A 24,843-nucleotide genomic window follows, 5' to 3' on the forward strand; every position below is an offset into this window, starting at 1 on the left:
GGCCGTCTCAACCGCCGAACAGCGGAAATGCTTTTTGCTGCTGCCGCAATTGTTCAGCCCGTGCGCGTTCCTCCGCGCGGGCGCGAGCGACCTGACGCCGCTGTGCGACGGCGAGCGGATTGACGCGGCGGACTTTCTTCGCCGCAGGCCAGGGGATCGTCGCGGAGGCCGTTGCTTCCGTCGATCGTTCCAGAGACGCAACCGTCTCCGTCGATCGCGGTTCGGAGGCTTCGGTTTCCGAGGGCTTGGCCTCGGTTGGCTTCGCTTCGGGTGATTTCGTGTCCACTCGCTTCGGTTCAGCCAGGCGAGTTTCGGACATCGCATCGACAGCTTTCGCTTCGGAGATCCTGAACTCGGAGGCCTTCACGTCGGCGGGCCTTGCTTCAACCGGCTTCGCCTGCTGAGGCTTCTCGTCCTGAACCTTCGTCTCGGGGGCGCCGGCTTCGGACGTCTGAACATCGGTGGATTTGACGTCCGCAGCCGATGTCTCCGCCGCAGGAGCCTCGGCGCTGGGCTGTGCATTCAGGGCGGCGGCGGTCTCTGCTGGCGGAGTAGGTTCGGCCGGAGTTTGCTCGGCGCTCCTGGCCGCGTCGCCGGTATCCGGTTTCGCGATCTCGGCCGGCTTCGCGTCCGGCAGGTTGCGCGGAATGTCGCGGATGATGGCCTGCTGGCGGATTGTTCTCTCCGGAGCCGGCTTCGCGTTCAGCGCCTCGACCCGCAGCATCGCCAGCGTCGGTCCGCTCATCTCGAACTGCGGCGCCAGCATCGGCTGCTGCGCCAGCCGCCACGACGGGAGGCTCGCGAATTCCTCATGCGCCGCGCGCAGCAGCGCGGCCGCGCCGAGGCCGAAGATCAAAATCGAGATCGCCAGCACCGTGGTCGCGAACAGGAGTCGGAGTCCGGGGAGCATGGTGAGGTGTCCTGCCTTCGGCGGCGGAGGCGCGAAGGTCTTCGAGCCAAAACTGAACGCATGGGAACGCTGGAAAACGCAAATCTGGAGGCTGACGGGTAGGCAAAAGGCCACGAATCAAGCCCCTCGAGAAGGATACCGCACGCCATGGATTTGCCCGAAAAAAGTTCGGCCGGCGCTGGGGACTGCGTCACATTGTCGGGAACCTGTTGCACGGCTGCAATCTCGCGAAAAAGTCAGCCATTCCGGGCGCTTTTTTCCAACGAATGTCTTGAATGCGCCGCTATCCTGCGCGAACTGCCGTTAACGATACGGTGGCGGGTTCGCGCTATATAAGGGGCATGATGTTCAATCGGCTTTCCAAGGGTTTTTCTGCCAGGTCTCTCACGACGGCTTTTGCGGTTTCCGCAGTGGCCGGCCTCTCGGGTGCATCTGTCGCACTGGCGCAGTCCTATCCGCCGCCTCCGGGCTATTCGCAGCCGATCCAGCCTGCGCCCTATGATGCGCGGGACGATCGCGGCGTGCCGGACTTCGACCGCCTCGACGGCGACGACCGCGGCACCGCGCTGTCGCCTCCGGGCTATCAGCAGCAGCCGAATTACCAGCAGTCCGCTCCGCAGCAGCAGAGCTACCAGCAGCCGGGCCTCGACCCGCGCGGCCCGGTGATGTCGCCGGACGATCCGCGTTATGGCCGGCCCACGGCCTATTCGCCGCCGCCAGCCTATTCGGATCGCGGTCCTGCACCGGCACCTGCCTATTCAGATCGCGGCCCCGCGCCGATCTACAGCGACCGCGGTCCGCCGCAGGGCGCCGATTTTACCGACCGTCCGCGTCCGCCTGGGACAGTGGACGGCGCGCCGACGGGCGCGCTCGATCTGCAGGCGCCCGGCACGGCGCAGGGCGCCAACGGCCGCTCCGTGATGTCGGCGTTGCCGCCGGAAGAGCAGCCGGAAACCGGCCCGCGCAAGGAATTGCCGCCGAACCTGCGGCGCACCGAGGTCAATTATCCGACCAAGGAGCCGGCCGGCACCATCATCGTCGATACGCCGAATACGCACCTCTACTACATTCTCGGCAATGGCCGCGCGATCCGCTACGGCGTGCGCGTCGGCCGCGACGGCTTCACCTGGACCGGCGTGCAGAAGATCACCCGCAAGGCGGAGTGGCCGGACTGGCATCCGCCGACGGAAATGATCGAGCGCCAGCCTTACCTGCCGCGCTTCATGGCCGGCGGTGATGGCAATCCGCTCGGCGCGCGTGCGATGTATCTCGGCTCGACCGTGTACCGCATCCACGGCACCAATCAGCCGTCGACCATCGGCCAGTTCGTATCAAGCGGCTGCATCGGCATGCTGAACGAGGACGTCACCGACCTGTTCGAGCGCACCAAGGTCGGCACCCGCGTTGTGGTGCTGCCGGGCGGCAAGCCGCCCGCACTGTCGCAGCCGGTGACGGCGTCCGCGCAGCCGTATCAGGGCGGACCTGCGCCCGCGCCGATGGCGAACGGTGCTCCTGCACCGCGTCCGACCGCGTCGATGGGCGTGCCCAATCAGGGGCCGACGGTCGTGCCGCCGATGCCTGCGCCGGTCACCATCCGGTAGTTATGGTCATTCCGGGTCCGCGCAAAGCGTGCGCGTCCCGGAATGACGAGTGTCAACAAGCCCGGCCTTCGCGCTGGGCTTTTTGTTTGCGCATCACATGCAACCTTTGCAAATTTGCGGTCTTGATGGAGTGACAACGACCGAGGAAGGAACCCGCATGGCCAAGAACAAGAGCACGATCTGCGTCTGGTACGACAAGGACGCGGAAGAGGCCGCGACGTTTTACGCGAGCGTATTTCCGGACAGCAAGGTCAACGCCGTGCACAAGGCGCCGAGCGACTATCCGTCCGGCAAGAAGGGCGACACCATCACGGTGGATTTCACCGTGGCGGGCATTCCCTATATCGGCCTGAACGGCGGGCCGATCTTCAAACACAACGAAGCGTTCTCGATCTGCATCGCAACCGACGATCAGGCGGAGACTGACAAATACTGGAACGCCATCGTCGGCAACGGCGGCCAGGAAAGCGCCTGCGGCTGGTGCAAGGACAAATGGGGCATCTCGTGGCAGATCACGCCGCGTGTCCTGACGGACGCGATGGCCAAGGGCGGCGAGGAAGCCAGACGCGCGTTCGAAGCGATGATGACCATGAAGAAGATCGACGTAGCGACAATCGAGGCCGCGATACGCGGGTGAAGGCTTTGTCCATTCGTCATTGCGAGGAGAGGGTTGGGGTGAGGGGCAAGCTGCCCACATCACGGATGCTTCCGCACCTCACCCGGATCGTTTCACGATCCGACCTCTCCCCGTAAACGGGGAGAGGTGAACACTACGTCATCACCCGCACCGGCGCGCCGCTGAGCCACGCGGCGATGTCCTCGACCATGTCGCCGTAGTAGCGCCGGTAGTTGTTCTCGGTGACGTAGCCGAGATGCGGTGTCAGCACGACATTGTCGAGTTTGCGCAGCAGATGATCGAGCGGCAGCGGTTCCTGCGAGAACGTATCCAGCCCCGCGCCTGCAATCTTCCTGCGCTGAAGCGTATCCAGCAACGCGGCTTCATCCACGATCGGTCCCCGCGCGGTGTTGACCAGATAACTTGTCGGCTTCATCTGTGCGAGATCGTCGCGCGTGATCAGCCCGCGCGTGCGCTTGCTCAGGATGGTGTGGATGGTCACGATGTCGGCGGTGGCGAACAGTTCGTCCTTGGTCGCGTAGCTCACGCCCGCCGCGGCGCAGGCCTCCGGCGTCAGGTTCTGGCTCCAGGCGATCACGTTCATGCCGAGCGCCTTGGCAATCGCCGCGACCTTCGTGCCGAGCTTGCCGAGACCGACGACGCCGAGCGTCATGCCCTCCACATCCTGCCCCATGGTGGTCTGCCAGAGTTCGCCATCATGCATGCGCGCGTTCTCAAAGCCGATCTTGCGCGTCAGTTCCAGCATCAGGCCAATGGCAAGGCTTGCAGTGGCGTTGCCGACGCCGCCGGTGCCGCACACCGTGACGCCGCGCTCTTTCGCGGCCTCAAGATCGAACGAGGCGTTGCGCATGCCCGATGTCAGCAGCAGTTTCAGCTTCGGCAGCGCGGTCAGCACCTCGCGCGGAAACGGCGTGCGCTCGCGCATGGCGCAGACGATCTCGAAATCCTGCAACGCGCGCACGGCTTCGTCCTGTGAGGCAAACGGCTTGTCGAACACGGTGATGTCGATCCGGTCCTTGAGCGATGACCAGTCCGCGAACTTGAGCGCGACGTTCTGGTAGTCGTCGAGAATGGCGCAGCGCAGGGGCATTTGTTTGCTCTCTTTGTTATGTCCGCAAGAAATCGCGATGCACTCCCTCTCCCCGTTTACGGGGAGAGGGTTGGGTGAGGGGCGCACGCGCGGCTTGCCCCTTACCCGGATCGTTTCACGATCCGACCTCTCCCTGCAAGCGGGGAGAGGTGACGCATGTCGTAAGCGGCGCGCAGTCGTCATCCTTCGAGGCTCGCAAGTGCTCGCACCTCAGGATGACGACCGATTGTCTTGGAAATTTTTACTTCGCGGTCTTGCCGAGTTTCCGCGCGCAGGCGGGGCCGGGGCCGCGCATATAGTGCCGTTCCGGGTGATAGGGGTCGAAGGCCGCCCGGATGAAGGTGCGCCAGAATTCGGCGATCTCGGCCAGCAATCCCTTGGAAGAGGAGGCCGTGCGGGGTGCGGACAGGTCCGCGATGCCGGGTGTGATCGATGTGCTGTGCGTCGTCATGGCTTCTGCTCGACGATCTGTATTCTTGATTCGTGTGACGCTTGCTTATTGGTCGCGGCGCGCCTGTCCGCGGTTCGAACCGGCAGATTGCGCGGATTCGATTAAAAAGCCGTTTTCGCCGCGGCAATGGCCTCAGATCGCTGGAAAATTCTCTCGGCAGCCTTTCCAAAACCCTACCTTTGGAGGGCGTGCCGGTTGCCCTTTGCGGTTCCCGCCGCTACATCAACGGCAGCAAATTTCCCCGCACAACGAAGGTTTTCCGGAACCGTCAAAGGATCACGATGGCTCGCCAGTTCGTCTACTTCATGCAGGGTCTGACCAAGGCCTATCCGACCCGCAAGGTGCTCGATAACGTGCATCTGTCGTTCTATCCCGACGCCAAGATCGGCGTGCTCGGCGTCAACGGCTCGGGCAAGTCGACGCTGCTGCGGATCATGGCCGGCATCGACAAGGACTATAACGGCGAAGCCTGGGTCGCCGAGGGCGCGCGGGTCGGCTACCTCGAACAGGAGCCGCAGCTCGACGCCACCAAGACCGTGCGCGAGAACGTCATGGAAGGCGTCGCCAAGCAGAAGGCGATCCTCGATCGCTACAACGAACTGGCGATGAACTACTCGGACGAGACCGCCGACGAGATGACCAAATTGCAGGACGAGATCGAGGCCGCGGGCCTGTGGGATCTCGACAGCAAGGTCGATCAGGCGATGGACGCGCTGCGCTGTCCGCCGGACGATGCCGACGTCACCAAGCTCTCGGGCGGTGAGCGCCGCCGCGTCGCGCTGTGCCGCCTGCTGCTCGACCAGCCGGATCTGCTGCTGCTTGACGAACCGACCAACCATCTCGACGCGGAATCCGTGTCGTGGCTGGAAGGCCATCTGCGCAACTATCCCGGCGCGATCCTGATCGTGACCCACGACCGCTACTTCCTCGACAACGTCACGGGCTGGATTCTCGAACTCGACCGCGGCAAGGGCATTCCCTACGAGGGCAACTATTCGCAGTGGCTGGTGCAGAAGCAGAAGCGCCTGGAGCAGGAAGGCCGCGAGGACGCCGCGCACCAGAAGACGCTCGCCCGCGAGCAGGAGTGGATCGCGTCCTCGCCGAAGGCACGTCAGGCCAAATCCAAGGCGCGTTATCAGCGCTATGAGGACCTGCTAAAGCAGGCCAGCGAGAAGCAGACCCAGACCGCGCAGATCATCATTCCGGTGGCCGAGCGTCTCGGCAACAACGTGGTGGACTTCGAGGGGCTCAGCAAGGGCTTCAACGATCGCCTTCTGATCGACAATCTCACCTTCAAGCTGCCGCCGGGCGGCATCGTCGGCGTGATCGGCGCCAACGGCGCGGGCAAGACCACGCTGTTCAAGATGATCACCGGACAGGAAAAGCCGGATGCCGGCACCATCACCGTCGGTGAGACGGTGCATCTCGGCTACGTCGATCAGTCGCGCGATGCGCTCGACGGCAAGAAGACCGTGTGGGAGGAAATCTCCGGCGGCAACGATCTTATCCTGCTGGGCAAGAAGGAAGTGAACTCGCGCGGCTATTGCTCGGCGTTCAACTTCAAGGGTGCGGACCAGCAGAAGAAGGTTGGCGCGCTGTCGGGCGGTGAACGCAACCGCGTCCATCTCGCCAAGATGCTGAAGTCGGGCGCCAACGTCCTGCTGCTGGACGAGCCGACCAACGACCTCGATGTCGACACGCTGCGCGCGCTCGAAGAGGCGCTGGAGGATTTCGCCGGCTGCGCCGTGATCATCAGCCACGATCGCTGGTTCCTCGACCGCATCGCGACGCATATCCTCGCCTTCGAGGGCGACAGCCATGTCGAATGGTTCGAAGGCAACTTCCAGGACTACGAGACAGACAAGATGCGCCGTCTCGGCCAGGATTCGGTGATCCCGCATCGCGTGAAATACAAGAAACTGACGCGGTGAATGCTCCGCTGGACAGCGATCTCGACGCGCAGGAGCGTGCGCTCCTCGCGATGGATGTCGCCTGGGTCCAGTGGCGGTCTGAATTCCGGCAGAAGCTTTTCAAGGACGGCGTGCTCGACCGTCCGCTGCGCAGCGTGTTCGAAGCGGACATGATCTTCAGCATCGTCGCGCATCATGCGCTGCTCGGGCGGCCCGTCACGCTCAAGGAGCTTGCGACCTATTTCGGCATGATCGCAACGGAGGCGACCGTTTCGCGTCACATCGACGATATGGAGCAGGGCGGACTCGTCGAGCGCCGCCTCGATGCGAGCGACCGCCGCCGGATGTTCCTGATCCCGACGCGGCGGCTCGAGGGTCTGGGCCACGAATTCCAGCGTGCGCGGCTGCGAATCATGCAGGAAAATGGCTTCGTCTGGAATCGCGGAAAAAGCGCGGAGTAAAATTTCGTGGGGGATGACGACAACAAGGTGACGTCCGAGGAAATCGGCGCGAGTCCAGCAGTTACATTCAATCTCAGCGAATGCACGATCGATGCGCAGGAGCGCGCCGCACTGGCCATCGATGTCGCTTACGTTCAGTGGCGTGCGGACTTTCGGCGCACGGTGATCGCAGCCGGCGTGCTGAACCGGCCATGGCGCAGCGTGTTCGAGGCCGACATGATGTTCAGCATCGTGGCGCATCGCTGGCTGGCCGAGCGTCCGATCACGCACAAGGAGCTTGCGACCTATTTCGAGATCTTCGTGACCGAAGCGACAGTCTCGCGACATCTCGATGACATGGAGGAAAGCGGCATGATCGTGCGTCAGACCGATCCCGACGACCGCCGTCGTATCTTTCTGCTGCCGACGCGGCGGCTGGAGACCATCGGCCACGGATATCTCCAGGCGAGAATCCGTCTCATGCGCGAAAACGGTTTTGTCTGGGTGGGGCGCAACGAAGCCGCCAGCGATCTTGCATGAGCCGGCGCCGAAGGGCAGACGTCACGCTCGGGTAATCTGGCCATCGCTTGCCGGGTGACGTAGAAAGGTCATCCGAAAGCGTGGAGCGTCACGATGGCCGACTGGGATGCGCAGCAATACCTCAAATTCGAGGACGAGCGGACGCGGGCGGCCCGCGACCTGCTGGCGCAGATTCCGGTTCAGGACGCGCGGGGCGTTGTGGACATCGGCTGCGGGCCCGGCAATTCCACCGAGCTTCTTGCCAGGCGCTGGCCGCAGGCCAAGATCACCGGCATCGATACTTCCGCGGACATGCTGCGCCAGGCCCGCGAGCGGCTGCCGCAGCACACCTTCATCGAGGCCAATATTTCGCACTGGGCGCCGCCGTCCGGCACCGACGTGCTGTTCGCCAACGCGATCTTCCAGTGGGTCCCGAACCATCTCAAGCAGTTGATGCGTCTGGCCATGGCGCTGCCGGACGGCGGAGCGATGGCCGTTCAGATGCCGGACAACATGGATGAGCCGTCGCATGTGCTGATGCGCGAGGTGGCGCGCCTGCCGCAGTTTCACACCCAGCTCGCGCACGCGCTGGAGGCGAGGGGCGAGTTGCCGAAGCCCGGCGTTTATTACGACGCGCTGCGGCCGCTGTGCCGGCGGATCGACATCTGGCACACCATCTACAATCACGTGCTCGAGGATGCTCCCGCCATCGTCGAATGGGTCAAGGGCACGGGACTGCGGCCGTTCCTCGATCCGCTCGAAATGCCCGAGCGCCGGGAATTCCTGGAGGCCTATACCGCGCGTATCGCCGCGAGCTATCTGCCTCAATCCGACGGCAAGGTGCTGCTGCGGTTCCCGCGGATTTTCATCGTGATCGTCAAGTAGCGCCGCAGCCTGACAAATCTGACGTGATGATGTCGAACGGGAAAATCCGCTGCGGTGAAAAGCCGCTAGAGCGCGCCTCGACAGAATCTGACATGTTCCTTAGCTGAGTACCGTCTGAAAACGGCCAGCCGGAGCACACATGTCCCTTACGCCCGATACCCCTTTGCCACCACGAGGCGATACCTCGCTGCGTCCGATTCCGATGCTGATCTTCGGATCGCGCTGGCTGCAATTGCCGCTCTATGTCGGTCTGATTGTGGCCCAGGGCGTTTATGTCATTCTCTTTCTGAAAGAGCTCCTGCACCTCATCACCCATTCGTTCGACTTCTCCGAGCAGCAGATCATGCTGGTGGTCCTCGGTCTGATCGACGTGGTGATGATCTCCAATCTTCTGGTGATGGTGATCGTCGGCGGCTACGAGACATTCGTGTCGCGGCTGCATCTCAAGGGCCATCCCGACGAGCCGGAATGGCTGAGCCATGTCAACGCCAGTGTGCTGAAGATCAAGCTCGCTATGGCGATCATCGGCATTTCCTCGATCCACCTGCTGCGTACCTTCATCGAAGCGGGCAACCTCGGCGGGGCGGGCCGCACCACCAACTATACCGAAGCGGGCGTGATGTGGCAGACCATCATCCACGGCATGTTCATTCTCTCCGCCATCGGCATCGCCTATGTCGACCGGATTTCAAACGGGCCGGTGCTGGCGCCGAACGGCGAGGGCGGGCATGGCGGCACGAAGGGACATCACGGGCACTGACGCAGCCACGCGAAAGCCGTCATTGCGGGCGAAGGATGAACATGGATTTCTCCTTGTTCCGTCATTGCGAGCGAAGCGAAGCAATCCCATGTCGGACCCGCAGCGATGATCGATAAAAGACTGGATTGCTTCGTCGCTGCGCTCCTCGCAATGACGTTGTTTCTGATTCCGCAGTCTTCACGCGCCGCCGACGCCGGCTTCACGAACTTCGTCGCCTCGCTCTGGCCCGAGGCGCAGAAAGCCGGTGTCTCGCGCGCGGTGTTCGAGCGCGAGACGCGCGGGCTGGAGCCGGATTATAAATTGCCGGATCTGCTGCTGCCCGGACGTCCATCGACCGGCGCGCCGTCACAGGCCGAATTCGTGCAGGTGCCGGCGGATTATCTGAAGGAGGCCAGCATCGCGCGGCTTGCCGCCCACGGCCGCACCCTGATGCAGCAGCATGCCGCGACGCTGAAGGCCATCGAGCAGCGCTTCGGCGTCCCCGGCACGATCATCCTGGCGATCTGGGGCCGCGAGACCGACTACGGCCGTTACGCGCTGCCGTATGACGGCCTGCGGGTGCTGGCGACACAGGCCTATGTCGGGCGGCGCAAGGACCAGTATCGCGGCGAATTCATCGAGGCGCTGAAGCTGATCCAGAACGGCGATGTCACGCGCAAGGATCTGCGCACCTCATGGGGCGGCGCGACGGGGCTGACGCAGTTTCTGCCGTCCGAGTTGTCCAAGCACGGCGTCGATTTCGACGGCGACGGCCATATCAATATCTGGACATCGGTGCCGGATGCGCTTGCCTCTGCCGCGCAGCAGTTGAAGAACAAGGGCTGGGAGCCGGGCCTGCGCTGGGCTTATGAGGTTCGCGCGCCGGCCAACGCCGATTGCTCGCAGGGCGTGCCGGAAGTGACCCGGCCGATCTCCGAATGGCTGCGTCTGGGCTTCGTGCCGGTGCGCGGCCTGCGTTTGTCCGCCGCCGAGCAGGCGCAGGAGGCATCGCTGTTGCAGCCGGAGGGAATCTACGGCCCGGCGTTTCTGACGACGAAGAATTACTTCGTCATCAAGGAATACAATTTCTCCGATCTCTATGTGCTGTTCGTCGGCCATCTCGCCGACCGCATGGCGGGCGGCCAGCCGTTCGCGACGCCGTGGTCGGCGTCCACGCAACTGCGCAGCGCCGATGTCGAGGCGATGCAGAAGCATCTGACGCGGATCGGCCTCTACTCGTCCAAACTCGACGGCAAGGCCGGGATGCAGACCCGCGCGGCGCTCGGCGCCTATCAGAAGCAGGCCGGGCTGAAGGTCGATTGCTGGCCAAGTGCGGACGTGCTGCGCGCCATGAGCGCGGGACGATAACTCGTCATTGCGAGCGAAGCGAAGCAATCCACTCTTAAGAAGACAAGCTGGATTGCTTCGTCGCTGCGCTCCTCGCAATGACGGAGCTTCTTTAAAAACAAAAAACCCGGCCGCAAGGCCGGGTTTTGAAACGCATGTCTCACGACGCAATCGTGAGAAATTCAGATCAATCGCAAACCTGAACGCGGCGAACGCGCCAGCCGTAACCGTCCCAGAAACGCTCGCGCACGAGGCGGCAGGCGGGTTCTTCAACGTACACGGGGCCCGGAGCGTAGCCATAGCCGTAAGCCGGACGGCTGTTGGCGATCGCGGCGCCGGCGATCGCGCCGCCGAGAATGCCAAGGCCAACGCCAGCGGCAACAGCGCCACCATCACGCGCCTGAGCGGCAGGCATCGCGGTTGCAAGCGAACCAGCGATCGTCGCGACCGCGAGGAACGCTGAAAGAACCTTCTTCATGTTTATCTCTCCTCAGATCACGCCACAGCCCGGCGCAAGGCGATTGGTCTGCAAGAAGCCAATGACGGAACTCAAGATAGCCCGATTTGGCCCCCGTTAGAAAGTACCGGCGTCATCCCCCACCGGCGATTCAGCATTGTCCCGGCGCCAATATAGCGGATTCTGGCCCCCGGACCCTTACAAAAAACGCCCCGGAGCGGCTTTTGCCGTCCGGAGTGTACCTTTCTTCCAAGCCCGGACGGCCAAAAAATGGCCGCCCGATGAACGGTTGCGTCAGTTACAAACCTGCACGCGGCGGACGCGCCAGCCGTAACCGTCCCAGAAGCGCTCACGCTGCCAGTAGCAGGGCGCGCCACCGTAATAGACGGGGCCGGCGCCGTAATAGCCGTAGCCCGGGCCATAGTAACCGCCGCTGTTTGCGATCGCCGCGCCTGCGATGGCGCCGCCGAGGATGCCGAGGCCCACGCCGGCCGCGATGCGCCCGCCGCGCGCTTCGGCGGGTGCCGGGGCTGCGAGGGCGGTGACTGCGACAGTGGCGGCAGCGGCAACTGCCAAGACGATCTTTCTAGCGCCGATCTTCTGCATGGCTTTCACCTTTCATCGTTGTGACCGTTAGATAACGGGTCCCGGCGGTGAAGGTTTCACAGTTGCGTTGAACGGGATCTGAATGGAGGGGCCGGATTTCAGCCATCATCAGGCGCGGGCATAAGAAAAACGGCGCCTCGCGAATGCGAAGCGCCGCTGGAATTTTCGAAAGCCGCGCGGATGATCCGCGTGGCCGATGATCAGAACAGCGAAGCGTACTGTTGGAGACCAGCCTTCTGCACGAGGCCCATCGCCGTGCGCTTCTGGTCTTCATCGAGGGTGGCGAACAGCGCCGAGGCTGCCGGAGCGAAGCGGCGGACGGCGGCTTCGTTAACCTGCGGTTCGCGGGCGAGCGCACGCAGTGCGCTGGCGACTGCGGGCCAGTATCTTGCCTGTTCGGCCTTCAGTTTCAGCGCGGCGCGATAGCGCATGATGGCGACTTCGCTCATCGCCGACTGGAACATCGAAATCTTCTTTTGAGGCGCGGCGGTTTCGGCACCGACGGACGCAGTGAAGTCCTGAGCGGAGGCGGGTGCAGTGACGGCAATTGCCAGCGTGGCAACAACAGACGCAATCGCGATTAGCAATCTTCGCATTTGTCTCACTTGTGTGTGGGGAATGATGGTGGCGAGGTACGTGCCATATGTGACCAAAATGCGATGGGTTGAGTTAACAAACCCAGAAAATCCGGGTTGATGCACCATTAAGGTTTAGGGGCCGGATTTGTTCCCAAAAAACAATGCTATATTTGCAGCCGTAACATTCGCTCACGAAAGGTGAAGCGGGTTCCTTGGTTAATTCAGGAACATGAACGACGGAATCTGCCGATAAATGCTGGATATTCGCAATGATTGCGATTCGCGGCAGTTTAATCAGCGCGCGGAATCCATCGTTTCGGCGAACAGTTCGAGCGAGCGAAGCGCGAAGGCGCGCATGTTGGCGATGCGATTGCTGTCGCCGGTCTCAAGCGTAATGGCGCGCGCGAGCGGTCCCGCAACCGCCATGCATGAATGCCCCGCGGCGTCGCCGTAACGGTTGCCGCTTGGGCCGGTCGCGCCGGTCTCGCTCAGGCCCCACGTGGTGTTGAGAAGTTCGCGCGCGCGGTTCGCGAGCAGGGTGGCATAAGGCTCGGTCGCCCCGCGCATGCCGATGGCTTCCATTTCTTCCTTCGTGATGTTCACCAGCGCCGCACGCGCACGCGGCGTGTAGATCACGCCGCCGCCGCGGTAGTAGGCCGATGCGCCGGGTACGGAGAGCAGCGCCGCCGAGATCAATCCGCCGGTGGAGGACTCCGCGACGGCGATGGTTTCTTTTCGCGCGATCAGGGACGCGGCGATTTTTTCCGCGAGCGGCAGCAGCTTTTCCATAGCGGGACTTTCAGTATGAGGGCGACGTAAGCGGTACGAGAGGAGAGTCCTGATGCAAGATGATGTCTGTCTCTCTGCTCGTCCCCGCGAAACCGGGGACCCAGAGATTGAGTACTGGATTCCGGCTTCCGCGGGAATGAGCGGATACTTGTATCGGCGCAGATCAGAGCTGCGTCTTGTAACGCGCTTCGACAGCGTCCTGACTTTCCGGCGTGCCCTGGCCGGTCTGCTCGTGGATGACCTCAGAGATGCTCGGCTGAGCCGAGCGCGCCACGCGCGCCTCCGGCGACCACAGCTTCGAGCGCATCAGCGCCTTGCCGCAGTGGAAATAGACTTCGCGCACGGCGATATCGAGCACGGCGCGCGGCAGCTTTCCGAATTCGATCATGGTGGCCAGCACGTCGGCGTCGGCCGAGAGCTTTGCATTGCCGCCCACGCGCAGGGTTTCATCGAGGCCCGGCACGAAGAAGATCAGTTGCACGTAGCCGCTGCCCGACAGCACATTGCGGAAGCTGTCGATGCGGTTGTTGCCGGGGCGGTCCGGCATCAGGAGGCGCGTCTCGTTTTCAATGCGGACGAAGCCGGGATTGCCGCCGCGCGGGGAGGCATCGACGGTGCCGTCGGGACCCGCCGTCGCCAGCACGCAGAACGGCGAGAGGCCGATGAAATTGGCGGCATGGCGGTCGATGCGCGGAAGCTGTTTCGCGATCACGCGGTCGGTGGGCGGCGCGTAGATGGCGCCGAGGTCGTCAGGTCCGATATGCGTCACGCCGTCGTGCTCCTGCTTCTTGCGATGCGGAAGTTTAACCCAATCTGCAGCGCCCCGCATTTGGAGGCTGCGCCACAGCGCGCCTTGCAGGCAGGTTCCGTTTAGATCGATTCTAGATTGGATTGCAGCGGCTTAGCCAGTTTGGAATAGCTTAAAACTGGCTGTTTTCCTTTTGCATCGGGGGCTGCGGTTTAATACCTGTTGGTCAACAGTCCTTACAGGTTCTCCAGACATCCATGATTGTTTGTTCCTGCAACGTCCTGACTGACCACGACGTGCGTAACGTTGTGACCCAAGCTAAGGATTTCCCGCGCACGGCCGGGCAGGTCTACGGCTGCTTGGGCTGCAGCGCCGAATGCGGCCGTTGCGCCCGAACCATCAAGAAAATCATGGACGAAGCGCTGGGCGCCTGCGCCAAGGCTTGCTGCTCGGGATGCCCCCACAGCCATCACGAAGCCGCGAACGAAGACCAGCAGCCGGTCGTCCTTCTGGCCCAGGCCGCCTGCTAAACACCTTCAGACATTCAAATTTCCCCAGCCTATCCCGGTCCCTCAGCCCCGGGGTTGTACTTGCCCGTAATCTCATTTAGAACGCTTCTAAATTGAATTGGGACCGTCAAGCGACGGTTCCGCAAGGGAGTGCAACATGAAGGGCGACCCGAAGGTCATCGATTATCTCAACAAGGGACTGCGCAGCGAACTGACGGCGATCAATCAGTACTGGCTGCATTTCCGGCTGCTCAATCATTGGGGCCTGAAGAGCATGGCCAAGCATTGGCGCAAGGAGTCCATCGAGGAGATGCACCACGCCGACCGCTTCACCGACCGCATCCTGTTTCTCGATGGCTTCCCCAACATGCAGGTGCTGGATCCCTTGAGGATCGGCCAGAACGTCAAGGAAATCCTGGAATGCGATCTCGCCGCGGAAGTCGGCGCGCGCACGCTCTATCAGGAGGCGGCGACCTACTGCCACAGCATCAAGGACTACGTCTCGCGCGACCTGTTCGAGAGCATCATGAAGGACGAGGAGCATCACATCGACTTCCTCGAAACCCAGCTTGATCTCGTCGAGCGCATCGGAATCCAGCTTTACGAACAGAAGCATGTCGGCGATATCGGCGACGACAATCCGCCCGAAGGCGAGGGGCACTGATCGCTCCTGCCATCAATCCAACTGAAGACAAAGGCCCGGACCGCTTGCGCGGCTCCGGGTTTTCTTTTGGCTCTTACTTCCGCCGAAAATGCTCTAGCCTCGCCGGCAACAAAAACATTTGGGAGAAACGCGATGACCTACGACTGGCCCGCGATCGTCGATGATCTCAACACGCTGCTGAAGCTTCGCTCGATCCCGTTCGGCATGAAGATGTTCGCGCGGCGCGAGGACATGGAAGCGATCCCGAAGATCCGCCGGCCGCAATCGGTGCATACGCTGGATCAGATCGTGGCGCAGGCGGCGCGGATCGGCTGGACGGTCGGCATCACCAGCGATGATCTCGTCGGCGCGCAGTGCCGCGCCGTGGTCGGCCTCGGCGGCGCCAAGACCGAGGCGTGGCAATCCGGTCAGCACATGACCGGCGTGTGGTTCTCGACGCAGCAGGATGCGCAGGCGCATCAGGAAGCGATGCACTGCGTGCCGGACGGACAATACGATGCGCTCGCGGTCGGTCCGCTGTCGTCCGGCAAGCTCGATCCGCCGGACATCGCGCTGTTCTACGCGACGCCCGGTGCGATGATCTATTTCATCAACGGATTGCAGTGGTCGGGCTACAAGCGGTTCGACTGGAGCGTGGTCGGTGAATCCGCCTGCGCGGACTCATGGGGCCGGGCGCTGACCACGCGATTGCCGAGCCTGTCGATTCCATGTTTCGCCGAGCGCCGCTACGGCGGCGTGCTCGACGAGGAAATGCTGATGGCGACACCGCCGGAATATCTCGTCAGCGCCATCGCCGGCATGAAGGCGCTGTCGAAGAACGGATTCCGTTATCCGTTCGCACAGTATGGCGTGCAGCAGGACGTGCGCGCCGGCATGGCGGTGAGTTATCCGGGCAGGGCGTAGGGCGTATCTGAAGACCAACACTCGTCATTGCGAGGAGCCATGAGCGCGTCTTGGACGCGCTTTGGCGACGAAGCAATCCAGCTCTTTCCTGTAGCTATGGATTGCTTCGCTCCGCTCGCAATGACGATCGGGAGACGCCTGCGTTCCTCACGATCCGTCCGCCGGCACGAAACATGTGATCTCGATGTTGCCGCGGATCGTGACATACCACACCACGGCGCCGCCGGTGGGATTGCCGCCGGTGCGGATGATCGCCTTCTCCGGCACCAGCCACCACGACCCCTCGATCGGCACCCAGTAGCTGCCCTCGCGGACATCGTAGTCGGTGCGATGGCCATCCGACACGTCGCAGCACGGCACGCCGGCCGGACTGCGCGCATCCTTGAACCATTTGCGGATGTGTTCGGGGACATCGCCGAATTGCCCGCGATCGACCGCGAGGGCCGCAGCAGCAGACAGCGTCAGCGGAATCATCAGGGCAAGGCGAAGCGGCCACCTCATGCGATCCTCCGCGATCAGAATCGTCAAGAGTTTCGGACGGCCATCTGAAGGCGTCCAGACACACCCGCGCGAGGCACCGTGTTCTTCCCGCGCATAGTTGAGGCACGATGCATCGCAGCATCGGTTACGCCTTCGCGGCGCGCTTCTTCTTTTTCGTCTCTGGCGGCGGCGCGGGAGGCGTCAGCGGGCAGCCGGCAAACGCGGCTTCAAGCGCGGCGGGCGCGCCGTCGAGCTTGAATTCGGCGGTGGTGCGTCCGGCGGCGAGCGAGCGAATCCGGATCACGAGCGTGTTTGAGGTCGCAAGTTCGTTGACGAATGTCGTCACCGCCGCCCGGTCCTCGATCACGACGGTCCGGTATTCCTGAAGAAAGCGCGCGGCGATATTGTCGTGGCCGGGCTTGTCGTCGAAGCGATAGCCGAGCGTCGAGTTCGGGTCGGTGCCGACCTTGAACTCGAAGGCGAAGCGCACCATCGGCTTGCCATCGAAGCAGGTGAGCTGCATCGAAGCCATCTTGGCGTAATCGGCGAAACTGTTGGAGGCGTTGTCGACAATCAGCATCGCGCTCGGCACCGGAACGCCGGTGATGCGATCGGTCTGCTTCTCGATCTTCCAGTTGCCGGACGTTGTGGTTGCCGGGGTGGCCACATAGGGATCGCGCATGGCGCACGCGCCAAGGCCCGCGCTCAAGCCTGCGCCCAGCAAGACGGCCATCACGGCGAACGCGACACGACGCACAACGCAATCCCCAGCCCGTCCTTATCCTGCAACCGGAGCGGGTAGGGCGCAAGCGGGTTTATGCCGGGCGTGTTTCCTCGACCCGGATTATCGCGGCGGCGAAACCGACGGCGACCGAGAGCGCCAGACACCAGAAGCCGACATAGACATACATCACCGCAGCGACTGCGCAGCCGGACGCGAAGAAGCAGATCGCAAGCGCAAGGCGGCTGAAACGGGTTTTCACCGCCACACGCTCCTCGGGTTTGGTGCCGGTGAGGAGATCGACGGCGTCAAGCGTGACCTGAACGGTCGATCCGGTCATCATGGTGGACGGCGGCAGGCTGGCCATGTGCACGCGCTGCACGGCGTTCTGCATAGCCATCGCGGCGACGCCGGCAAATCCGGTCAGCAGCGCCATCGGTGTGTTGGCGTCGGGAAACGGGCCGTACTGCACGGCGAGAAGAAAGAACGCCAGCAGACATGCGACTTTAACCCCGAGCAGGATCTGCATCGCCGGCAGACTATGCGCGCGCAGCGCAATGCCGGCGAGCCGGGCGAGCGCGATCACCGCGACGAATTCGGGCAGTGCCAGGATCTTGCCGACGATGCCGTGGCTGCCATGCACCAGCGCCGCGCCCAGCGTGACGAAATTTCCGGTGACATGCGCGGTGAACAGCCCGGCGAGACCGAGGAAGCCGGCGGTGTCGACGAAGCCGCCGTTGAACGACAGCAGCGCCGCGACGACGTTGGATCGGGTGATCTGTTTCATATGCGGATGCTCGTGCTCGGAGTTGAAGTCACCAGATCATGGTATGTGCCGGATCACGCGCAGAATCCGCAGCAGGATCGACGAATGATAGAACGTGTAGCCGGTCAGGGCGGCCGCGGCGCCTGCGGGAATCCATCCAAGGATCAGGCCCCAGAACTCGAATTCCGAGATCAAGATAGCGTAGAGAATGATCATTGTTAAAGAAGCGCCGAGAAATGCAGAAGCCATGCGCACCCGGTGTTCCGCCTTGTCGGCTGTGTCCCGTCTCTTGACGGCAATGAGCTTGCCCGAAGAGTAAATTTGATAACTTACGGCTTCATCGCCGATAAAGGGGCGGCCTTCCTTCGCCCAATGAAAGGCGTCGGCGCGATCCTCGAATGTCCTTTCGTTGGTCGCGCCATCCAGTGACTTCAGTCGGACCTTAAAAGTCATCCCGTGTGTCCCGGTTAGGCGTGCGCCGGTCTAGGTTTCATCATCTGCGAACAGCCCGACTTCTTCGCGCACGGCGTCGATCGGCTGGATCGCCGCCGACCAGAAATCCCACGCCGGAGCGAACAGGTCGGCGGTGGTGTCTTCACCGCGCGCCCAGGCGTAAAAGAATTCCTGCGGCTCGAAGGCGCCTGTCGCAGCGCCGGCGACATCGTTGAGCGGAATGCCGAGATGCCAGCTCAGCATCACCGGCAGCACGTGACCCGACATGGCGTTGACGCGATGCATGGTCGCGGTCAGCGTCGATGTCATCAGTTCGCCGCGCGGCGAGGTATCGTAACCGGCGAGCACGTGGGTGGAATCGTGCGGCACGGCGAATTCGAAATTCAGCGCGGTCGGCTCGCCGGGATAGGCGTAACCGTTGGCCTGATAGAACGTTGCAAACGCATGGCCGAACGTGTTGTCCGGCAATCGCGCCAGCGCATGAAAACGCCTCGCCAGTGCGGGATCGGGCTCCGCGCCGTAAGGCTGCAGCCACGGACCCATCTCGTCGGCAGTCCATGTACGGCCGGTCACGCTTTCGAGATTGGCGAGGAGCATGTGGGCCTTGGCGTCTTTCAGATCGCCCAGCGCGATCCGCGCCAGATCATGGACAAACTCGTCCTTGACGCCGAGCGAGTCCGCAAGCTTCACGACCCCGCTGAGCTTCGCGGGGTTGATCGTACCCTCGACGAGCGCCATGACCGCTGCGAAACTCACGGCCTGCGCGGCAAGAGCGGGATCTTCGGCAAGTTCGGCCTGCCGGTAGGGACTGAGCGGTGTCAGCCCCGCGAGGCCGAACTGCGGCTCGAGATGAAAAATATAACGCGTCGCTGCGGCGATGGTCTCGTGGTCGATTTCGGTCGGCATTCCCTCGGTTGCGGCAATGCCGAGCATCACGGCGAGGGTGCTGCGGGCCTGATCCAGCGTCGCGGGAATGTGCATGGGGTCTGCCGCGTTCCTACCTGAACTGCGTCTGGCAGAGCGGACTGAGCCTTCTGACGTTCTTCTGCATGCAGGCGGTGATGCGCTTCACGTCCGGGACGAACTCCCGGCAGTATTTCATCGCGTCCTTGCGGCAGGCACGGCGCTGCTCCGGCGTGCCCGCGGCATGTGCCGACGAGGCGTAAGCCATGGCGATGGCCGCACAGGCGGCAAGGGTTTTGACGAGCGGTCGGGTCATAATCAGGGTCCTGGTGAGGGAACCGTAACCCGATCGTTCTCGCCCATCAAACGGTAAACCGGTGCTGGCGAACTCCGGTTTTTCGTCTGGCATAATCCTGGACCAGCATCATCGCTAATGATGTGCAGGGACCTCAGCGCCGTCGGCCGAATACTGCCGGATCTTGTTGCGCAGTGTGCGCACCGAGACGCCGAGAACCCGAGCCGCATGGGTGCGATTGCCGTCACAGCGGGCAAGCGTTTGCAGGACGAGTTCGCGTTCGATTTCCTGGACTGTGGCGCCGATGAGCAGCGGGACCACCTGGCCCGGTGCCACGGCCGGCGCATCAGGCAATAATTGCGATGCGCGTACGTGCATTTCCTGGGTCATCGAGACCTCCTGACCACTGCTGCACCTGTCAGGGACGCAGACTATATCCAAGGTTCTCCGATCTCAGCCCGGGTTGAGGGTGGGCCGATAGGGTTAACAGGACCTTAATTTCCGGGATAACCCGTTCATGGAACTCGTGAATCGGAACCCGATGGAACCGCCCGGGATCGCAGGAGAAATCGGGCCGGCTGCGAACACACGCCTAAAATTTGCGCGTCTCACCGCCGGGAATTAAGTGAGATGCAGGCCCGCGCCGGGCGTGAAGGGAAGAAGACTCATGTGCCGCAACATCAAAACGCTGTTCAACTTCGAGCCGCCCGCCACCGAAGACGAAATTCACGCGTCGGCCTTGCAGTTCGTGCGCAAGCTCTCCGGCTTCAACGCACCGTCGAAGGCGAATGAAGAAGCGTTCAACCGCGCTGTCGCCGAAGTCTCCGGCAGCGCGCGCAAACTGCTGACCTCTCTGCACACCCACGCGCCGGCGCGCGACCGTGAGGTCGAAGCGGAGAAGGCGAGAGAGCGGAGCCGGGCGCGGTTCGGCTAAACGCAAAACGGGCCAGCGAGAGCCGGCCCGTTTTCTTTTGCGTTGCGAAGTGCTTCAGGAGCGCGGCATTGCGATCGGCACGAACCTTGGATCGCTGGCGCGGCGGTCGATTGCCGCGACTCGCAGCAGGGCTTCAAGTTTCAACAAAAAAATTTCCGCCAACATTGTCATAATCCCTTCCGGTTGACTGTATGGCAGTTGGACGCCGACTCAACGCCGCGCGTTCAATGTCTGAAATAAAACTATGCCTCGCCGTTGTCGTTCGCAATGGTCTTGCCGCCGGATGATAGGAAGTTAACGTTACGCACCGCCATCGGGGACCGGAGGCATTTGATGAAACGTGTCGTCGCACCGCTGCTGTTCATACTCTCGCTGGGCTGCGCGGCGTCTGTCGCGCAGGCCGACACCTCGGACCGCTTCGCCATGGGCGGCTGGATCGAGAAATTCCAGCCGGCCATCGATCAGGCCAACGCCAGCGGCGAACTGTTTCGCATCCGCGGTCACTGCCAGTCGAACTGCACGCTGTTTCTCGGGGTGCGCAATGTCTGCGTCGAGCGCAGTGCGCGGCTGCTGTTTCACGCCGGTCATGGCCGCGGGCCCAACAGGCATGTCATCAACGCCGGTTCGACCCAGCGGATGCTGAACGCCTACAACGGAAAGCTGCGGCAGTACGTCGTCGCGAACGGCTATTTGGAAAAGCTGGAGTTCAGCACGATCTCGGGCGCACGGATCATCGACGAGTTCGGCTACAGGGAATGTCCGCGCGGCGGGTGATGCCGCGCGTCACGCCGCGCGCTGCGCCAGGAAGCCCCAGTCCCACGGCAATTGCCGGGACAGCCGGGGTTTGCGCAGGCCGTCCACCGACCAGGGATAATACACCTTGGCGATCCGTGTGACCTCGAAGCCGGTCCCGGAAACGGTGGAGATCAATTCGTCGCGCTCGTAGAATTTCTGCCAGACGCCGTCACGGTGAACGAGGCCGCCCGCCTTGATCCTGTCCGCCGACGCGCCGAGCTTGTTGACCATCAGTTGCGACTCCATCGACGGCACCACCACCAGCGCAAAGCCTTTCGGCTTGGTGACATCGGCCATGGTCGACCACAGCGCATCGCGCTTGGCCTGACGCGGCGAGGTGATGACGTTCAGGCAGACCGTCAGGTCGGCGACGGTGCCGAGGACTTTGGCGGACTGGGTGACATCCATCGCGAGCCATTTCGCGTTCGGAAGGTCCGCGCACCGCTTCCTTGCACGCGCGACAATGCGCGGCGCGAAATCGATTCCGGTGATCCGCTCGAAGCGGTGTCCGAATTTCTTGACGAAGCTGCCGACTCCGCAACCGAGATCGACCAGCTCAAGATTTTTCCGCGAGCGGCAGGCCGCAGCAACGAAGCGCGGCATCTGCCCGCTCGTCTCGTCCGTCACGATGTCGCACACCAGCGACTCGAATTTGGCCGCGTGCAGATCCCATTCAACTCGATTCACAGGAACCTCCGCCGGTCATTGTGACGCCCGAATCGATTAAACAACAGAAATCGGCGCGGCGATATGCACCGCAGCGCCGAATCTGTTGATCGATTCTGCTGCTTCAGGGTTCCGCTTGCGCCATTGGCGTTTTACGAATCTGCGCCGTGGGCTAGTGTTGATTCGGTTTTGTCGGTCCGCTTCGCAGCATCCGCTGCTCATTCCTCGTCCACACCAATCCGGAGAATCCCCATGCGTTTGCCATCTGCCATTCGCGCCGCGCTGATCGCCGTGACGGCGCTCATCGGAGCCGGCCTGTCGTCGGCCCATGCCGACAGCGGCACCGTGTCGCTCGTCATCTACAAGGCCGGATGGTTCATCGGCGGTTCGGGTGGCACCGGCACGCTGAACTTCCGCGGCAGGTCCTATGCGCTGTCCACCGGCGGCATCGACTACGGTCTGGTGTTCGGCGGATCGAAGACGGTGCTGCGCGGCCGGGTGAGCAACATCAACCGTCCGTCGGATGTGGCGGGTGTCTACGGCGCGGCGGGCGCGGGCATTGCGGTGGGCCGCGGCGCACGCGCGATCGTTCTGACCAACCAGAAGGGCGCGGTGCTCGAACTCTCCGGTCAGCAGACAGGATTGATGGCCAACGCCGATCTGAGCGGTCTTGCGATCACGCTGAAGTAAACGTGCGCAACCGCTGCGCTCGCTCAAAGGAAAAAGGCCGGACGCGAGTCCGGCCTTTTGTTCGATCTCGCGAGGTTTCGCGGCTTGCCGCTATTTCTTGTCCTTGCGATGCTTCTTTTTCTTCTTGTGATGATCGTCATCGCTGTCGTCGTCGAGCGCGCCCGCTGCAAGAGCCGCGGCGTGGCGGGAGGCAGCTTCCTGCGCCTCGCGCTCCTTCGCTTCCTGCTCGCGCTTGCGGCGATGCTCTTCCCATGCGTCGAAAATCGTCTCCAGCCAGGGAAGGATTTCCTCGAAAGACGGCAGGCGGCCGGGCGGCCCCTGCTCGCCGCGCGGGCCTTGCGCACCCACGGGGCCTTGCTTGCCCTGCGGACCTTGTTCGCCGCGCGGGCCCTGCGCGCCGGGTTTGCCCGCCGGTCCGGCTTCGCCGCGCTTGCCCTGCGGTCCTGCTTTGCCCGGCATCCCCGGCTTGCCGCGCGGACCTTCCGGCCCGGGCCGGCCCGGATGTCCTTGCGGTCCCGGCTTTCCGGGTTTGCCTTGCGGGCCTTGCGGTCCGCTCCGAGGTTGCCGTGTGGTCGCGTCGTTCGCCACGTCTGCACTCCAGGTAATTTGCTACAGGTGATTTGCTACAGGTGATTTGCTACGCCGTCCTTCTAGCAGCGTTTTCATGACTGCCATAATTCAGCGGAAGGACGCCGCCTTTGAAATCGGCGGCGCTAGCCGTCTCCGCCTGCTGCAACAGTGGCTTGCGCGGTCTGTCGCGCCGATGCGCGGGATCTGGTCCATGCATCATGGCCCAGCATGCCGACAGCCATCGCGGCGACGAACACGATCACCGGCAGGCTCAGCCCTGCGAGATTGACCAGCGCCGGGCCGGGGCAAAGACCGACCAGACCCCAGCCGATCCCGAACAGAGCCGCGCCGGTCACCAGCGGTACGTCGATGTCCTTGCGCGTCGGCCAGAGCGACTGCGCGGCGAAGACCGGCGGGCCGCGCCGCCGTGCGAGCACAAAGCCGATGCTCGAGACCGCGACCGCGCCGGCCATCACGAAAGCCAGCGTCGCGTCCCACGCGCCGAAGATGTCGAGGAAGCCGAGCACTTTCGTTGTATCCGTCATGCCGGAGATCAAAAGGCCCGCGCCGAAGATGAGTCCGCAAATGAAGCTCACGAGAACGAGCGGCATCGCATCAGCCTCCCATACCATGACGCACGACGGCGACGGTGAGGATCGCCGCCGCCATGAAGATCGCGGTGGCGACAAGCGAGCGCGCGGACAGCCGCGCGACGCCGCACACGCCATGCCCCGAGGTGCAGCCGCCGCCCATGCGGCTGCCGAAGCCGACCAGCAGACCGGCGACGACGATCACGATCAGGCTCGCGGGCATGGCGGGTGAGGGGAGCGGCGTGCCGGCGGCGAGTGCCGCGGTCAGCGGCGCTGCGATCAGCCCCGCGATGAAAGCGAGCCGCCAGCCGCGATCGCTTGTCGCGGACGCAAGAAGCCCGCCGAAGATGCCGCTGATCCCTGCGATGCGTCCGGTCAGCAGCATCAGCATCGCTGCGGCGAGCCCGATCAGCGCGCCGCCGATCAATCCGGAAAGAGGCGTGAGGTTATGCATGGGCGCTCCATCGAGGCATGCCGGGTCAGCGCGAAGCATATCATAGCGCACGATTGCGCGCGCTTACCCTTTGATCGGCGATGACGGCCTCAATCCCGGAAGCTGAACGGAATGCGCGGATCGTCGATCGGCAGGCGGCACTTGTCCGGATCGCGGGGATCGTAAACCCTTGTCGGCATATTGATGAACGTCGCGTCCTCGCCGAGATTTTGCACGGCATGAACGATGAAAGGCGGAATGCGCAGCAGGCGGGGCCGCTCCTTGCCGAGGATCAGAACCGAAAGCTTGTTGAAGGTCGGGCTGTCCTGCCGGATGTCCAGCAGCACGACCCTGAAGCGGCCGCGCGTAAATGCCAGCCGGTCGGACTGATGGCGATGATACACCCAGCCGCGGAGCGATCCTGCTTTCGCCTCCACCTCGTAGACATGCACGATGGGCTGGCTCAAGCCGTCGCGCGTGGTGAGAAGTTCGGTCAATCCGCCACGATGATCGGCGCGCGTGACCAGCGGCGTCACGGTAACGCCGTCGATCAGATCGGCGGTAGTTGCCGCCGGTGCTGGCGTCGGCGCAACCGGCGCGTCCTGAACGAAATCGTCCGGGGTGAGGAAGGTGGCGGGGGTTAAGTTCTTGGACGTGTTCATAAGGTGTGCCGCCTGACGGAAAGGCGAGACGTATACACCAGCGGGCGCGCAGGGGAAGGTGATCATCACTTGTAAACTCCAAGAACTGATTGCAGGAATAAA

34 protein-coding genes are annotated in these 24,843 nt (G+C 63.1%); 14 read left to right on the top strand and 20 right to left on the bottom strand.

Going from position 1 to position 24,843, the window contains the following annotated elements; all coding sequences use genetic code 11:
* Window positions 1-7 precede the first annotated feature (7 nt).
* Window positions 8-910: a hypothetical protein gene (locus tag ACP7AL_RS07095; RefSeq protein ID WP_425990170.1), complete on the bottom strand. Its 903-nt coding sequence runs from the start codon at window positions 908-910 to the stop codon at window positions 8-10.
* Between the two features lie 344 nt (window positions 911-1,254).
* Here ACP7AL_RS07095 and ACP7AL_RS07100 point away from each other — a divergent pair, with 344 nt between their 5' ends.
* Together ACP7AL_RS07100 and ACP7AL_RS07105 are read left to right on the top strand one after the other, a co-directional pair.
* Window positions 1,255-2,511: a L,D-transpeptidase family protein gene (locus ACP7AL_RS07100; protein WP_425991640.1), complete on the top strand. Its 1,257-nt coding sequence runs from the start codon at window positions 1,255-1,257 to the stop codon at window positions 2,509-2,511.
* Window positions 2,512-2,668: 157 nt separating this feature from the next.
* Window positions 2,669-3,148: a VOC family protein gene (locus ACP7AL_RS07105; RefSeq protein WP_425990172.1), complete on the top strand. Its 480-nt coding sequence runs from the start codon at window positions 2,669-2,671 to the stop codon at window positions 3,146-3,148.
* 133 nt (window positions 3,149-3,281) lie between these two features.
* Here the strand turns inward: ACP7AL_RS07105 and ACP7AL_RS07110 are convergent, their stop codons facing one another.
* A complete protein-coding gene (locus ACP7AL_RS07110) occupies window positions 3,282-4,238 on the bottom strand; it encodes a D-2-hydroxyacid dehydrogenase family protein (RefSeq protein ID WP_425990174.1) in 957 nt (318 codons plus the stop codon).
* Between the two features lie 241 nt (window positions 4,239-4,479).
* Window positions 4,480-4,689: a hypothetical protein gene (locus ACP7AL_RS07115; RefSeq protein ID WP_006021781.1), complete on the bottom strand. Its 210-nt coding sequence runs from the start codon at window positions 4,687-4,689 to the stop codon at window positions 4,480-4,482.
* Between the two features lie 281 nt (window positions 4,690-4,970).
* Here ACP7AL_RS07115 and ettA point away from each other — a divergent pair, with 281 nt between their 5' ends.
* From ettA to ACP7AL_RS07145, 6 genes are all read left to right on the top strand, one after another.
* Window positions 4,971-6,620, top strand: a complete 1,650-nt coding sequence (gene ettA, locus ACP7AL_RS07120) for an energy-dependent translational throttle protein EttA (RefSeq protein ID WP_425990176.1) — start codon at window positions 4,971-4,973, stop codon at window positions 6,618-6,620.
* On the top strand, window positions 6,617-7,060 hold the full coding sequence (locus ACP7AL_RS07125; RefSeq protein ID WP_425990178.1) for a MarR family transcriptional regulator: 444 nt from the start codon (window positions 6,617-6,619) through the stop codon (window positions 7,058-7,060). The genes ettA and ACP7AL_RS07125 overlap by 4 nt, the downstream gene beginning before the upstream one ends.
* Before the next feature lie 6 nt (window positions 7,061-7,066).
* Window positions 7,067-7,579, top strand: coding sequence for a MarR family transcriptional regulator (locus ACP7AL_RS07130; RefSeq protein WP_425990180.1), 513 nt, complete (start codon window positions 7,067-7,069; stop codon window positions 7,577-7,579).
* A gap of 93 nt (window positions 7,580-7,672) precedes the next feature.
* On the top strand, window positions 7,673-8,443 hold the full coding sequence (gene tam / locus ACP7AL_RS07135) for a trans-aconitate 2-methyltransferase (protein WP_425990182.1): 771 nt from the start codon (window positions 7,673-7,675) through the stop codon (window positions 8,441-8,443).
* A gap of 139 nt (window positions 8,444-8,582) precedes the next feature.
* Window positions 8,583-9,203, top strand: coding sequence for a TIGR00645 family protein (locus tag ACP7AL_RS07140; RefSeq protein ID WP_006021777.1), 621 nt, complete (start codon window positions 8,583-8,585; stop codon window positions 9,201-9,203).
* A gap of 150 nt (window positions 9,204-9,353) precedes the next feature.
* On the top strand, window positions 9,354-10,550 hold the full coding sequence (locus tag ACP7AL_RS07145) for a lytic murein transglycosylase (protein ID WP_425991642.1): 1,197 nt from the start codon (window positions 9,354-9,356) through the stop codon (window positions 10,548-10,550).
* Window positions 10,551-10,716: 166 nt separating this feature from the next.
* Here ACP7AL_RS07145 and ACP7AL_RS07150 read toward each other — a convergent pair whose 3' ends face one another.
* From ACP7AL_RS07150 to ACP7AL_RS07170, 5 genes are all read right to left on the bottom strand, one after another.
* On the bottom strand, window positions 10,717-11,007 hold the full coding sequence (locus ACP7AL_RS07150) for a hypothetical protein (RefSeq protein ID WP_006021775.1): 291 nt from the start codon (window positions 11,005-11,007) through the stop codon (window positions 10,717-10,719).
* A gap of 273 nt (window positions 11,008-11,280) precedes the next feature.
* Window positions 11,281-11,592, bottom strand: a complete 312-nt coding sequence (locus ACP7AL_RS07155; RefSeq protein ID WP_006021774.1) for a hypothetical protein — start codon at window positions 11,590-11,592, stop codon at window positions 11,281-11,283.
* Window positions 11,593-11,792: 200 nt separating this feature from the next.
* Complete coding sequence (locus tag ACP7AL_RS07160) at window positions 11,793-12,188, bottom strand: hypothetical protein (protein ID WP_425990185.1); 396 nt, start codon at window positions 12,186-12,188, stop codon at window positions 11,793-11,795.
* A gap of 276 nt (window positions 12,189-12,464) precedes the next feature.
* The gene (locus tag ACP7AL_RS07165) at window positions 12,465-12,959 is read right to left on the bottom strand and encodes a CinA family protein (protein ID WP_425990187.1); all 495 of its coding nucleotides are present in this window, start codon (window positions 12,957-12,959) and stop codon (window positions 12,465-12,467) included.
* Between the two features lie 163 nt (window positions 12,960-13,122).
* Window positions 13,123-13,788, bottom strand: coding sequence for a pyridoxamine 5'-phosphate oxidase family protein (locus tag ACP7AL_RS07170; RefSeq protein WP_425990189.1), 666 nt, complete (start codon window positions 13,786-13,788; stop codon window positions 13,123-13,125).
* A gap of 176 nt (window positions 13,789-13,964) precedes the next feature.
* Here ACP7AL_RS07170 and ACP7AL_RS07175 point away from each other — a divergent pair, with 176 nt between their 5' ends.
* From ACP7AL_RS07175 to ACP7AL_RS07185, 3 genes are all read left to right on the top strand, one after another.
* Window positions 13,965-14,237, top strand: coding sequence for a (2Fe-2S)-binding protein (locus tag ACP7AL_RS07175; protein WP_425990191.1), 273 nt, complete (start codon window positions 13,965-13,967; stop codon window positions 14,235-14,237).
* 136 nt (window positions 14,238-14,373) lie between these two features.
* Window positions 14,374-14,880 carry a bacterioferritin gene (gene bfr / locus ACP7AL_RS07180; RefSeq protein WP_006021769.1) on the top strand — a complete coding sequence of 169 codons (507 nt, stop codon included), beginning with the start codon at window positions 14,374-14,376 and terminating at the stop codon, window positions 14,878-14,880.
* 132 nt (window positions 14,881-15,012) lie between these two features.
* Window positions 15,013-15,783, top strand: coding sequence for a DUF169 domain-containing protein (locus ACP7AL_RS07185; RefSeq protein WP_006021768.1), 771 nt, complete (start codon window positions 15,013-15,015; stop codon window positions 15,781-15,783).
* 147 nt (window positions 15,784-15,930) lie between these two features.
* On the opposite strand, the gene ACP7AL_RS07190 is transcribed toward ACP7AL_RS07185, so the two are convergent.
* From ACP7AL_RS07190 to ACP7AL_RS07220, 7 genes are all read right to left on the bottom strand, one after another.
* A complete protein-coding gene (locus tag ACP7AL_RS07190; RefSeq protein WP_425990194.1) occupies window positions 15,931-16,284 on the bottom strand; it encodes a hypothetical protein in 354 nt (117 codons plus the stop codon).
* Between the two features lie 124 nt (window positions 16,285-16,408).
* Window positions 16,409-17,020, bottom strand: a complete 612-nt coding sequence (locus ACP7AL_RS07195) for a hypothetical protein (protein WP_425990196.1) — start codon at window positions 17,018-17,020, stop codon at window positions 16,409-16,411.
* 58 nt (window positions 17,021-17,078) lie between these two features.
* Complete coding sequence (locus tag ACP7AL_RS07200) at window positions 17,079-17,771, bottom strand: YoaK family protein (protein WP_006021765.1); 693 nt, start codon at window positions 17,769-17,771, stop codon at window positions 17,079-17,081.
* A 36-nt stretch (window positions 17,772-17,807) separates the two neighbouring features.
* Window positions 17,808-18,203 (bottom strand): hypothetical protein, encoded by a 396-nt coding sequence (locus ACP7AL_RS07205; RefSeq protein WP_425990198.1) that lies wholly within the window; start codon window positions 18,201-18,203, stop codon window positions 17,808-17,810.
* 30 nt (window positions 18,204-18,233) lie between these two features.
* Window positions 18,234-19,184: a hypothetical protein gene (locus ACP7AL_RS07210; RefSeq protein ID WP_425990200.1), complete on the bottom strand. Its 951-nt coding sequence runs from the start codon at window positions 19,182-19,184 to the stop codon at window positions 18,234-18,236.
* 16 nt (window positions 19,185-19,200) lie between these two features.
* Window positions 19,201-19,422 carry a hypothetical protein gene (locus tag ACP7AL_RS07215; protein WP_081758519.1) on the bottom strand — a complete coding sequence of 74 codons (222 nt, stop codon included), beginning with the start codon at window positions 19,420-19,422 and terminating at the stop codon, window positions 19,201-19,203.
* 114 nt (window positions 19,423-19,536) lie between these two features.
* Window positions 19,537-19,791 (bottom strand): helix-turn-helix domain-containing protein, encoded by a 255-nt coding sequence (locus tag ACP7AL_RS07220; protein ID WP_024920396.1) that lies wholly within the window; start codon window positions 19,789-19,791, stop codon window positions 19,537-19,539.
* Window positions 19,792-20,068: 277 nt separating this feature from the next.
* On the opposite strand from ACP7AL_RS07220, the gene ACP7AL_RS07225 reads away from it, so the two are divergent.
* Together ACP7AL_RS07225 and ACP7AL_RS07230 are read left to right on the top strand one after the other, a co-directional pair.
* A complete protein-coding gene (locus ACP7AL_RS07225; protein ID WP_425990202.1) occupies window positions 20,069-20,335 on the top strand; it encodes a DUF2277 domain-containing protein in 267 nt (88 codons plus the stop codon).
* Window positions 20,336-20,668: 333 nt separating this feature from the next.
* On the top strand, window positions 20,669-21,109 hold the full coding sequence (locus tag ACP7AL_RS07230; protein WP_425990204.1) for a hypothetical protein: 441 nt from the start codon (window positions 20,669-20,671) through the stop codon (window positions 21,107-21,109).
* 9 nt (window positions 21,110-21,118) lie between these two features.
* Here the strand turns inward: ACP7AL_RS07230 and ACP7AL_RS07235 are convergent, their stop codons facing one another.
* Window positions 21,119-21,817, bottom strand: coding sequence for a class I SAM-dependent methyltransferase (locus tag ACP7AL_RS07235; RefSeq protein WP_006021757.1), 699 nt, complete (start codon window positions 21,815-21,817; stop codon window positions 21,119-21,121).
* Between the two features lie 231 nt (window positions 21,818-22,048).
* Here ACP7AL_RS07235 and ACP7AL_RS07240 point away from each other — a divergent pair, with 231 nt between their 5' ends.
* The gene (locus ACP7AL_RS07240) at window positions 22,049-22,486 is read left to right on the top strand and encodes a hypothetical protein (protein ID WP_006021756.1); all 438 of its coding nucleotides are present in this window, start codon (window positions 22,049-22,051) and stop codon (window positions 22,484-22,486) included.
* A gap of 90 nt (window positions 22,487-22,576) precedes the next feature.
* On the opposite strand, the gene ACP7AL_RS07245 is transcribed toward ACP7AL_RS07240, so the two are convergent.
* The 4 genes from ACP7AL_RS07245 to ACP7AL_RS07260 all read right to left on the bottom strand — a co-directional run bounded on the left by ACP7AL_RS07245 (window position 22,577) and on the right by ACP7AL_RS07260 (window position 24,741).
* The gene (locus ACP7AL_RS07245) at window positions 22,577-23,074 is read right to left on the bottom strand and encodes a collagen-like protein (protein WP_425990207.1); all 498 of its coding nucleotides are present in this window, start codon (window positions 23,072-23,074) and stop codon (window positions 22,577-22,579) included.
* A 125-nt stretch (window positions 23,075-23,199) separates the two neighbouring features.
* A complete protein-coding gene (locus tag ACP7AL_RS07250) occupies window positions 23,200-23,667 on the bottom strand; it encodes a DUF6691 family protein (protein WP_425990209.1) in 468 nt (155 codons plus the stop codon).
* Window positions 23,668-23,671: 4 nt separating this feature from the next.
* Window positions 23,672-24,100: a YeeE/YedE family protein gene (locus tag ACP7AL_RS07255; protein WP_425990211.1), complete on the bottom strand. Its 429-nt coding sequence runs from the start codon at window positions 24,098-24,100 to the stop codon at window positions 23,672-23,674.
* Between the two features lie 89 nt (window positions 24,101-24,189).
* Window positions 24,190-24,741, bottom strand: coding sequence for a dTDP-4-dehydrorhamnose 3,5-epimerase family protein (locus ACP7AL_RS07260; protein ID WP_425990213.1), 552 nt, complete (start codon window positions 24,739-24,741; stop codon window positions 24,190-24,192).
* Window positions 24,742-24,843 lie beyond the last annotated feature (102 nt).

Source organism: Afipia sp. DC4300-2b1, assembly GCF_049895725.1.
Classification (GTDB): Bacteria; Pseudomonadota; Alphaproteobacteria; order Rhizobiales; family Xanthobacteraceae; genus Afipia; species Afipia broomeae.

Coding starts and splice junctions, on each gene's coding strand:
- ACP7AL_RS07205 (WP_425990198.1), bottom strand. CDS start 18,203: ATGACTTTTAAGGTCCGACTGAAGTCACTGGATGGCGCGACCAACGAA.
- ACP7AL_RS07175 (WP_425990191.1), top strand. CDS start 13,965: ATGATTGTTTGTTCCTGCAACGTCCTGACTGACCACGACGTGCGTAAC.
- ACP7AL_RS07140 (WP_006021777.1), top strand. CDS start 8,583: ATGTCCCTTACGCCCGATACCCCTTTGCCACCACGAGGCGATACCTCG.
- tam (WP_425990182.1), top strand. CDS start 7,673: ATGGCCGACTGGGATGCGCAGCAATACCTCAAATTCGAGGACGAGCGG.
- ACP7AL_RS07215 (WP_081758519.1), bottom strand. CDS start 19,422: ATGACCCGACCGCTCGTCAAAACCCTTGCCGCCTGTGCGGCCATCGCC.
- ACP7AL_RS07100 (WP_425991640.1), top strand. CDS start 1,255: ATGTTCAATCGGCTTTCCAAGGGTTTTTCTGCCAGGTCTCTCACGACG.
- ACP7AL_RS07160 (WP_425990185.1), bottom strand. CDS start 12,188: ATGCGAAGATTGCTAATCGCGATTGCGTCTGTTGTTGCCACGCTGGCA.
- ACP7AL_RS07190 (WP_425990194.1), bottom strand. CDS start 16,284: ATGAGGTGGCCGCTTCGCCTTGCCCTGATGATTCCGCTGACGCTGTCT.
- ACP7AL_RS07150 (WP_006021775.1), bottom strand. CDS start 11,007: ATGAAGAAGGTTCTTTCAGCGTTCCTCGCGGTCGCGACGATCGCTGGT.
- ACP7AL_RS07230 (WP_425990204.1), top strand. CDS start 20,669: ATGAAACGTGTCGTCGCACCGCTGCTGTTCATACTCTCGCTGGGCTGC.
- ACP7AL_RS07210 (WP_425990200.1), bottom strand. CDS start 19,184: ATGCACATTCCCGCGACGCTGGATCAGGCCCGCAGCACCCTCGCCGTG.
- ACP7AL_RS07155 (WP_006021774.1), bottom strand. CDS start 11,592: ATGCAGAAGATCGGCGCTAGAAAGATCGTCTTGGCAGTTGCCGCTGCC.
- ACP7AL_RS07250 (WP_425990209.1), bottom strand. CDS start 23,667: ATGCCGCTCGTTCTCGTGAGCTTCATTTGCGGACTCATCTTCGGCGCG.
- ACP7AL_RS07145 (WP_425991642.1), top strand. CDS start 9,354: ATGACGTTGTTTCTGATTCCGCAGTCTTCACGCGCCGCCGACGCCGGC.
- ACP7AL_RS07225 (WP_425990202.1), top strand. CDS start 20,069: ATGTGCCGCAACATCAAAACGCTGTTCAACTTCGAGCCGCCCGCCACC.
- ACP7AL_RS07165 (WP_425990187.1), bottom strand. CDS start 12,959: ATGGAAAAGCTGCTGCCGCTCGCGGAAAAAATCGCCGCGTCCCTGATC.
- ACP7AL_RS07260 (WP_425990213.1), bottom strand. CDS start 24,741: ATGAACACGTCCAAGAACTTAACCCCCGCCACCTTCCTCACCCCGGAC.
- ACP7AL_RS07240 (WP_006021756.1), top strand. CDS start 22,049: ATGCGTTTGCCATCTGCCATTCGCGCCGCGCTGATCGCCGTGACGGCG.
- ettA (WP_425990176.1), top strand. CDS start 4,971: ATGGCTCGCCAGTTCGTCTACTTCATGCAGGGTCTGACCAAGGCCTAT.
- ACP7AL_RS07105 (WP_425990172.1), top strand. CDS start 2,669: ATGGCCAAGAACAAGAGCACGATCTGCGTCTGGTACGACAAGGACGCG.
- ACP7AL_RS07220 (WP_024920396.1), bottom strand. CDS start 19,791: ATGACCCAGGAAATGCACGTACGCGCATCGCAATTATTGCCTGATGCG.
- ACP7AL_RS07110 (WP_425990174.1), bottom strand. CDS start 4,238: ATGCCCCTGCGCTGCGCCATTCTCGACGACTACCAGAACGTCGCGCTC.
- ACP7AL_RS07200 (WP_006021765.1), bottom strand. CDS start 17,771: ATGAAACAGATCACCCGATCCAACGTCGTCGCGGCGCTGCTGTCGTTC.
- ACP7AL_RS07115 (WP_006021781.1), bottom strand. CDS start 4,689: ATGACGACGCACAGCACATCGATCACACCCGGCATCGCGGACCTGTCC.
- ACP7AL_RS07185 (WP_006021768.1), top strand. CDS start 15,013: ATGACCTACGACTGGCCCGCGATCGTCGATGATCTCAACACGCTGCTG.
- bfr (WP_006021769.1), top strand. CDS start 14,374: ATGAAGGGCGACCCGAAGGTCATCGATTATCTCAACAAGGGACTGCGC.
- ACP7AL_RS07255 (WP_425990211.1), bottom strand. CDS start 24,100: ATGCATAACCTCACGCCTCTTTCCGGATTGATCGGCGGCGCGCTGATC.
- ACP7AL_RS07170 (WP_425990189.1), bottom strand. CDS start 13,788: ATGCGGGGCGCTGCAGATTGGGTTAAACTTCCGCATCGCAAGAAGCAG.
- ACP7AL_RS07095 (WP_425990170.1), bottom strand. CDS start 910: ATGCTCCCCGGACTCCGACTCCTGTTCGCGACCACGGTGCTGGCGATC.